This is a genomic window from Streptomyces cahuitamycinicus (genome assembly GCF_002891435.1).
Lineage (GTDB): Bacteria > Actinomycetota > Actinomycetes > Streptomycetales > Streptomycetaceae > Streptomyces > Streptomyces cahuitamycinicus.
In genome coordinates this window covers 1-6,802 of sequence record NZ_POUC01000426.1, presented here as the reverse complement: position 1 = coordinate 6,802, position 6,802 = coordinate 1, and the positions used below count along the sequence as shown (strand labels likewise).

Here is a 6,802-nt window from a genome sequence, read left to right as displayed (position 1 = left end):
GAGGGGGACTCGGGCCGGCTGGGTGCCCCGGACGGATCGGGGCCGCCGCCGGTGCCCTCGCCCGGTGTGGCGGCGGAGGCCGGCGGCCGGGCCGGCGATTCGGCCGCGTCGCTGCCGTCGTCCGTGCCGGGCAGCCCCTGGGTCGCCGCGAGCACGGCGACCGCGACGGTGACCACGGCCAGAGCCGTCCCCGCCACCATGGTCCGTCTGCTCCACGCCGGGCTCCCCGGCCGCACAGCGGCGTAGGCGCCGCGCAGCCGCGGGGCCGGCGCCGCGGCCAGGGCCGCCTCGGGGTCCTCGCTGAGCGCGCGGGTCAGCGACTCACGCACCACCGGGCGGGTCAGCCGCTCCCGAGAGTCCTTGCGGAGCAGTCCCTGCACGACCTGGGTGAGCGGCCCGGCGCGCACCGGCGTGCGCAGCGGCAGCCGGTCCACGCCCTTCAGGGTGCTCTCGGGACGCCCCCGGTCACGGAACGGCGGGCGCCCCTCGACCATCGTGTACAGGATCGCGCCCAGCGCCCACAGATCGGCCGCGGGACCGATGCGCTGGTCACGCGCCTGCTCCGGGGACGCGTACGCCGGTGCCGTCAGACGCGGCGCGAGGGTCGCGCCCGCCAGGCCGAAGCCGGTGACGACGACCGAGTGGTCCTCGCGCACGAACACCTGGCCCGGGCTGAGCTCTCCGTGTGTGATGCCCTGGGCGTGCGCGGCGTCCAGCACGTCGAGCAGCTCCAGACCGATCCGCGCCGCCCGGACGTAGTTGAACGTTCCCTGCTCCGAGAGGAGTTCGCCGAGAGGGGTGCCGTCGATCCACTCGTTGACGGTCCACAGGGCGCCGGTCTCCTCCACGGCGTCGACGACGGTGGCGATCCGGCCGGGGCACAGCAGCACCATGTTCTCGGTCGTCCGCAGCAGGCGGGCGGCGGCCCGGCGCTCGGCCTCGCGCGGGTCCTCCGGAAGCCCGATCTGGGTCACGAGGCACGGACGGGAGATCTCGCCGGTCCCGGTGTCCTCGGCGTACCAGCAGATGCGGTTGGTCTCCCGCTGGATGATCTCGAGCAGCCGGTACCGGCCGGCGACCAACTGGTGTGTGGAGACGTGCGCCCTGCCCATGGCCATCCCTCGCTGGAAACCTGGCTCTCACCTTTTCCAGAGGTACGGGGAGTGAGCCCGTCCGCGTTCAATCGGATCGCAACTCCGTGTGCATTCTTGTCTTTTGTTCAAGAGATGGGATCAAGTGTGCGAGGGAAAACGGTCATTCGCGGGCTCCGGTGCGGTTCACCTCGGCCGCCCGGGCCGCCACGGGCGCGAGGAATTCGCCCGCGGCGGGCCGTGGATTAGCCAATTCCTGCCCGGCCTGGTGGTAACCGGCGGTAAATGCGGACGTGAACAAGGTTCGAACTCGAAGCCCTCCGATGAATTCCGCGACGGATTCCCCGACAGCGGGCGGATCGTCAGCGCAGACCGAAGCGTCGCGACCAGGCGAACAGGTCGCCCGTCGTCACGTTTCCCCCGCACACCACCAGGCCGAGCCGGGCACCGTCGCCGACCCGCTCCAGGATCTTCCGGGCGGCGGGGAGCAGACAGCCGGCCGCCGGTTCGGCCCACACCTTGGCATGGTCGGCCAGGTCGAGGGAGCCCTGCACGGCCTCCCGGTCCGGGACCACGAGAACCTCGGTGACCAGGGCCGAGACATGGTCGTAGGTCAGCTGCGACACGGACGGGGCGCTGAGCGTGGAGACGATCGACGACAGGGCGACCGGCAACGGGCCGCCCGCCGCCAGCGCCTCCGACATGGCCTGCGCGCCCTCGGTCTCCACACCCCACACCCGCACCCCGGGCCGCTGGGCCCGCAGCGCGGCGGCGACACCGGCGATCAGGCCGCCACCCCCGATGCTCACGAGGACGTCGGTGAGCTCACCGGCGTCGGCGGCGAACTCCAGCCCGACCGTGCCCTGCCCGGCGATCACCACCGGGTCGTCGAAGGGGTGGACCAGGGTCAGTCCCTCCTGCTGGAGCCGCGTCGCGAGAGCGAAGGCACCGTCCATGCCGTCGGTCAGCCGCACCGACGCGCCGGCCGCCTCCGCGATCTCCACGGCACGGGCGGGTGCCGAGCGCGGCATCACCACCGTGGCCTTCACATCGAGGGCCGCGGCCATGACCGCCAGGGCGATCCCGTGGTTGCCGCCGCTGACCGCCACCACCCCGGCGGCCCGTTCGGCCCCGCCCAGCGAGAGCAGCTTCGCGGTCGCCCCGCGCGCCTTGAACGAGCCGGTGCGCTGCAGCAGTTCGAGCTTGGCGGTGACCGGTGCGCCGAGCAGCTCCGACAGTCCCGGGCTGTCCACCGTCGGGGTGCGGACGACGTGCCCGGCGATCCGCCCGGCCTCGGCTTCGATCTCCGAGATGCCGATCATGACAGCCATCCTTCCGGCGCGGGGTCGCGGAACGCGCCGTGCCGAACCCTGACGCGCGGAAGGGGGTGTGGTCAACGCGGTGCGGCCGGGGGAGCGCGAGCCGGTGGGTCGCGTCGGTGAGGGTGGGTGGTGCGCCCCGCGCCTGTCGGCCTCGCCGGAGCGTGAGCGCCACGGCCCGCCCGGGGGCGGGCCGTTCGCGCCGGTTCAGGTGTCGCGCCGTACCAGGTAGGCGAGCAGCGACCGCAGGTCGTCGGCGGCCCGCGTGGCCAACGGCGCCCCGGCGAGCGCCGCTTCGACCGCGCCGACGTGCCGCCGGGCCTGCGCCATGGCCGCCGAACGGCCGCCCGCCTCCTCGATCAGCGCCGCCGCCGTCTCCGGCGCATCCCCCGTCTCCAGGAGTGCGGCGACCCGGCCGCCCAGTGGGGAGCCGAGTGCCACCAGCACCGGGAACGTCTTCTTCCGCTCGCGCAGATCACCGTGGACCGGCTTGCCCGTGACACAGGGATCGCCCCAGATCCCCAGCACGTCGTCGACGATCTGGAACGCGACCCCGAGGTGCCGGCCCGCCCGCTCGAGCGCGGCGGCCGTCTCGGTGCCGGCACCTGCGAGCACGGCACCGAGCGCTGCCGCGCAGCCCAGCAGCGCGCCCGTCTTGCGCTCCGCCATCGCCCGGTACTCGTCCGGGCTCACCCGCTCCGGCCCCGTCCACGGACGGTCGGCGAACAGCAGGTCGTCCGCCTGCCCGCGTACCAGGTCGCCCAGCGCCACGGACAGGGTCCGAACGGCCCCCGCGCCTCGCGGCTGCGCGGCGAGGGTCTCGACGGCCAAGGCGAACAGGGCGTCGCCCGCGAGTACCGCGGGCCCCGTGCCGTAGGCCTTCCACACGGTCGGGCGGCCCCGCCGGTCCGTGTCACCGTCCATGATGTCGTCGTGCAGCAGGGAGAAGGTGTGCACCAGTTCCACCGCGACGGCCGCGGCGACACCGGCCCGCCCCGCCGCACCGGCCGCCTCGGCCCCGAGCACCGCGAGCGCCTGCCGTACGCCCTTGCCGCCGGAGGCGACGGACGGCGCACCGCCGGCCTCGCACCAGCCGAAGGAGTACGCGGCCATCTCGCCGACCCACGGATGCAGCCGTCCGACGGCCTCCTCCAGGGCGGGCCGGACCAGGGCGCGACAGCGGTGGAGGACCCGGGGGATGTCGTCGGTGCCTACCGTGAGATCGCGCGGCTCACCCCGCCGTGCCGTCCGAGCGGTCGGGGCACTTCGGGCGGAGCCGGTCGCCCTGGCCGCCTCCACCGTCCTCGGCGGCGCCGTCACCGTGCCGCCTCCGTCGCCGGCCCGGCCGCCGGTATGCCGAGTTCCTCATGGGCCCGGGCCACCATGCGGCGGGCGTGCTGCAGGCCGATGCGCTCCAGCAGGTCCGCCAGGCCGGCCAGTTCGGCCGCCGTCTCGTCAGGGTCGCGGCCCAGGCGGGCCAGGGACTTGGCGAGGCCCAGCCGCGACAGCGCCTCCCCGCGCGGCTCGCTCATCTCACGGAACTCGGCGAGCGCCTGCTCGTACAGCTCGCGTGCCTGCGCGTAACGCCCCGCCCGGTACAGGACGTTGCCGCGCATCTTGTGGTTGTAGGCCAGCGCGCTGGACAGCCGCATCGCGCGGCACGTCGTCTCCGCCCGGCTCAGCAGCTCCAGGGCCCGCTCGGTGTCGCCGTCTCGAACCGACACCACATCGGCCAGTCCGCGCAGCGCCCAGGCGTGGCCGCGCCGGTCGTCGGCACGGGCGGCGATCTCGGCGGCCTCCTCGAACAGCGCGTACGCCGTGTCGTAGCGCCCGGTGTTGCGGTGCATCTGTGCGATGCCCTCCAGCGCCCACACCGTGTGCCGCGCCTCGCCGCGCCGCCGGGCCTCGGCGAGCAACTGCTCGTGCAGCCGGCCGACGGCCTCGTAGTCGCCCTGGATGCGGCCGGTCTCGGCCAGGCCGGCCAGCGAGTAGCCGCGGACGACGATGTCCCCGCCCTGCTCGCCCAGGTCGGCCGCCAGCCGGAGCAGCCTGCGGGCCAGCGGGAGCGCGCCGCGCTGCCGGGCCAGCGTGCCGCCGCTCCACAGCGCCCAGGCCATCGCCCCGGCGTCCCCGGCCTGCCGGGCCGCGCGGTAGCTCGCCTTCCAGGCCCGGTCCGCGTCCTCGACCCGGCCCAGCCGGCGGTGCGCCTCGGCCACCGCGAGTCCGGAACGCGCCGCCTCCCCGGGCTGCCCGGCGCGCTCGGCCGCTCTCAACTGCTCGGTACCGGCGGCCAGGACGTCGGTCAGTGAGGAGTTGACGGACAGGGTGGTGAGCGCGCCCTGGTACTCCGGGGCGAATGCCTTGCCGTACATCGATGCCTTTCGGTCCGTATGCACCTCAGGTATACGCGGTGTGTATACATGAAGCGTATAGAAGGGTGGACACCTGCCCTGGCCACAAGGGCCAGGGCATCACCTGTTGCCGATCAAGACGTCGACGCCACGGACCGGGTTGCCTCTGAGGCGCAGATCACCCGGAGAGTGCTCAGTGCTGGCCGGCTTTGTGCGGTGTCGCCTCGCTCGGCCGGACGACGACGTACCCCTCGCCCTGGAGCAGCAGTTGCACGGCCTCGCCGGAGCCGCCGCGCAGCATGGAGCCGATGGACTGGGAGCGGTGCAGCGAGGTCTGCAGACCCGCGGTCCAGCCGACGATCGCGTCCGTGTCGACATACAGCGGGTACTGCGGCGAGACGGGGATGACGAGCGGATTGCCCTCGCAGACCAGGCCCAGCTTGCCGTGCCCGGTGAAGACGCTGTTGAACAGGCCGCCGCCGGTGATGCCGGCGCCCTTCACGGTCGCGATGCGGTAGGACAACGTGGCGTCGAAACACAGGACGTTGCGGCCGTTGACCGTGAACTCGTCGCCGGGTTCGACATCGACGATGAAGCAGTTCTGCGCCTCGTGCGCGAACCAGGCCTCACCTTGCCCGCGCACCGCCATCAGCGGCAGCCCCTCACCGGTGACCGCGCGCTTGAGCATGCCGCCCACGCCCTGGCCCTTGCGCTCGAACTGGAGGTTGCCCCGGTAGGAGATCATCGCGCCCTGCCGGGCCAGCATCTCGCCGTTCACCGTGTACCGGACACACTTGGAATTTTCGATCGTCATGCCCGGCGCCACGGCCGGCTGCACCATGTGCTCACTGGAAAAGAGGTCACCCTTCATACCGGCATCCTCGCCCGGAGCGGCTCCCTCCGCCAAGATCGCGCGGGATACCGGGCCCCGCGGCACGGTCGCCGGCGTCAACCGCCGAAGAGCTGCGTCCAGTACGTGCCCGCCCGGCCGCCCCCGGCGAAGCCGATGCCGATGTGGGTGAAGCCGGGTTCGAGGATGTTGGCCCGGTGGCCGGGACTGTTCATCCAGCCCTCCACGACGTCGGCGGGGGAGCGCTGGCCGCAGGCGATGTTCTCGCCGATGGCACGCCGGGTCGAGCCGGCCGCGGCGGCCCGGTCCCAGGGCCGGGAACCGTCGGGGGCGGTGTGCGCGTAGAAGGCGCGGGCCACCATGTCCGCGCTGTGCGCCTGGGCGGCGGTCGTGAGCAACGGGTCGGCGGCCAGGGGCGCGAGGCCGGCCCGGGCTCGCTCCCGGTTGGTGAGGTCGATGACGGCCGCCGCCGTACCGGCCAGCCCGTCCGGGGTGAACGGCCTGGCCCACAGCGCTGTCCAGAAGGTCTCACCGGACGGGCCGTCGTGCACCCGGGCGAGTCCGGCGTGGGTGAACGCCGGGTCGTGCAGGGTGCGCCGGGGCCCGTCCGTGCGCACGCAGTACGCGACGAACTCGGCGGCCGAGCGCGGTCCGGACACCAGGTGCTCGCCGATGGTGAGGTACGGGAACCCGGAGCCGACGACGCGCTGGTAGACGGAGACGCCGTCGCGCGTCTCGACACCGAGACGCCCGGCGGCGGCCATGGCGGCGGCATGCTCGCGAGCCGCCGACACCAGGCGGGAGTCCAGGCGGAGCGGCGGGGAACCGGCCGCGGTCCGCGCGGAGTTGACCAGAGGCAGGAAGCCGTCGGGATCGGGGGCACTGGAGGTGCCGGAGGGTGTGTCGTCCACGACGTCCACGCCGAAGTCCCGTGCGAGCCCCGCCAGTCCGTCGGCGTACCCCTGGCCCAGGGCGCGCAGCTTCCAGTGGCCGCCGCGCCGGTAGAGCTCCGCCAGCAGCAGTACCGTCTCCTGCCCAGGGGGCGGCGGGGTGAAGCGGGCCAGCGGGTTGCCGCCGGCGTCGGCGACGTGGAGCGTGGGGGAGGGCAGGCCGCCGAGGGCGGTCGCCGGGTCGGCGGGGCTGATGACGACCGTGACCCTGGTCGCGCCGGTGCGCAGTCCCAGCGGGTCC

Annotated in this window: 6 protein-coding genes; all 6 read right to left on the bottom strand. The window is 73.9% G+C overall.

Annotated features, from left to right (window positions below):
* Nucleotides 1-1,112, bottom strand: a 1,112-nt coding sequence (locus tag C1J00_RS35545; RefSeq protein ID WP_102913068.1) for a serine/threonine-protein kinase, incomplete at its 3' end; no start/stop codon positions are given.
* A 341-nt stretch (nucleotides 1,113-1,453) separates the two neighbouring features.
* A complete protein-coding gene (locus C1J00_RS35540; RefSeq protein ID WP_102913066.1) occupies nucleotides 1,454-2,413 on the bottom strand; it encodes a threonine/serine dehydratase family protein in 960 nt (319 codons plus the stop codon).
* A 204-nt stretch (nucleotides 2,414-2,617) separates the two neighbouring features.
* Nucleotides 2,618-3,730 (bottom strand): polyprenyl synthetase family protein, encoded by a 1,113-nt coding sequence (locus C1J00_RS35535; RefSeq protein WP_439333462.1) that lies wholly within the window; start codon nucleotides 3,728-3,730, stop codon nucleotides 2,618-2,620.
* On the bottom strand, nucleotides 3,727-4,782 hold the full coding sequence (locus C1J00_RS35530) for a tetratricopeptide repeat protein (RefSeq protein ID WP_102913065.1): 1,056 nt from the start codon (nucleotides 4,780-4,782) through the stop codon (nucleotides 3,727-3,729). The genes C1J00_RS35535 and C1J00_RS35530 overlap by 4 nt, the downstream gene beginning before the upstream one ends.
* Nucleotides 4,783-4,954: 172 nt before the next feature.
* Nucleotides 4,955-5,632: an AIM24 family protein gene (locus C1J00_RS35525; RefSeq protein WP_102913064.1), complete on the bottom strand. Its 678-nt coding sequence runs from the start codon at nucleotides 5,630-5,632 to the stop codon at nucleotides 4,955-4,957.
* Nucleotides 5,633-5,709: 77 nt separating this feature from the next.
* A partial coding sequence (locus tag C1J00_RS35520) for a CAP domain-containing protein (protein ID WP_102913063.1) occupies nucleotides 5,710-6,802 on the bottom strand: 1,093 nt, incomplete at its 5' end.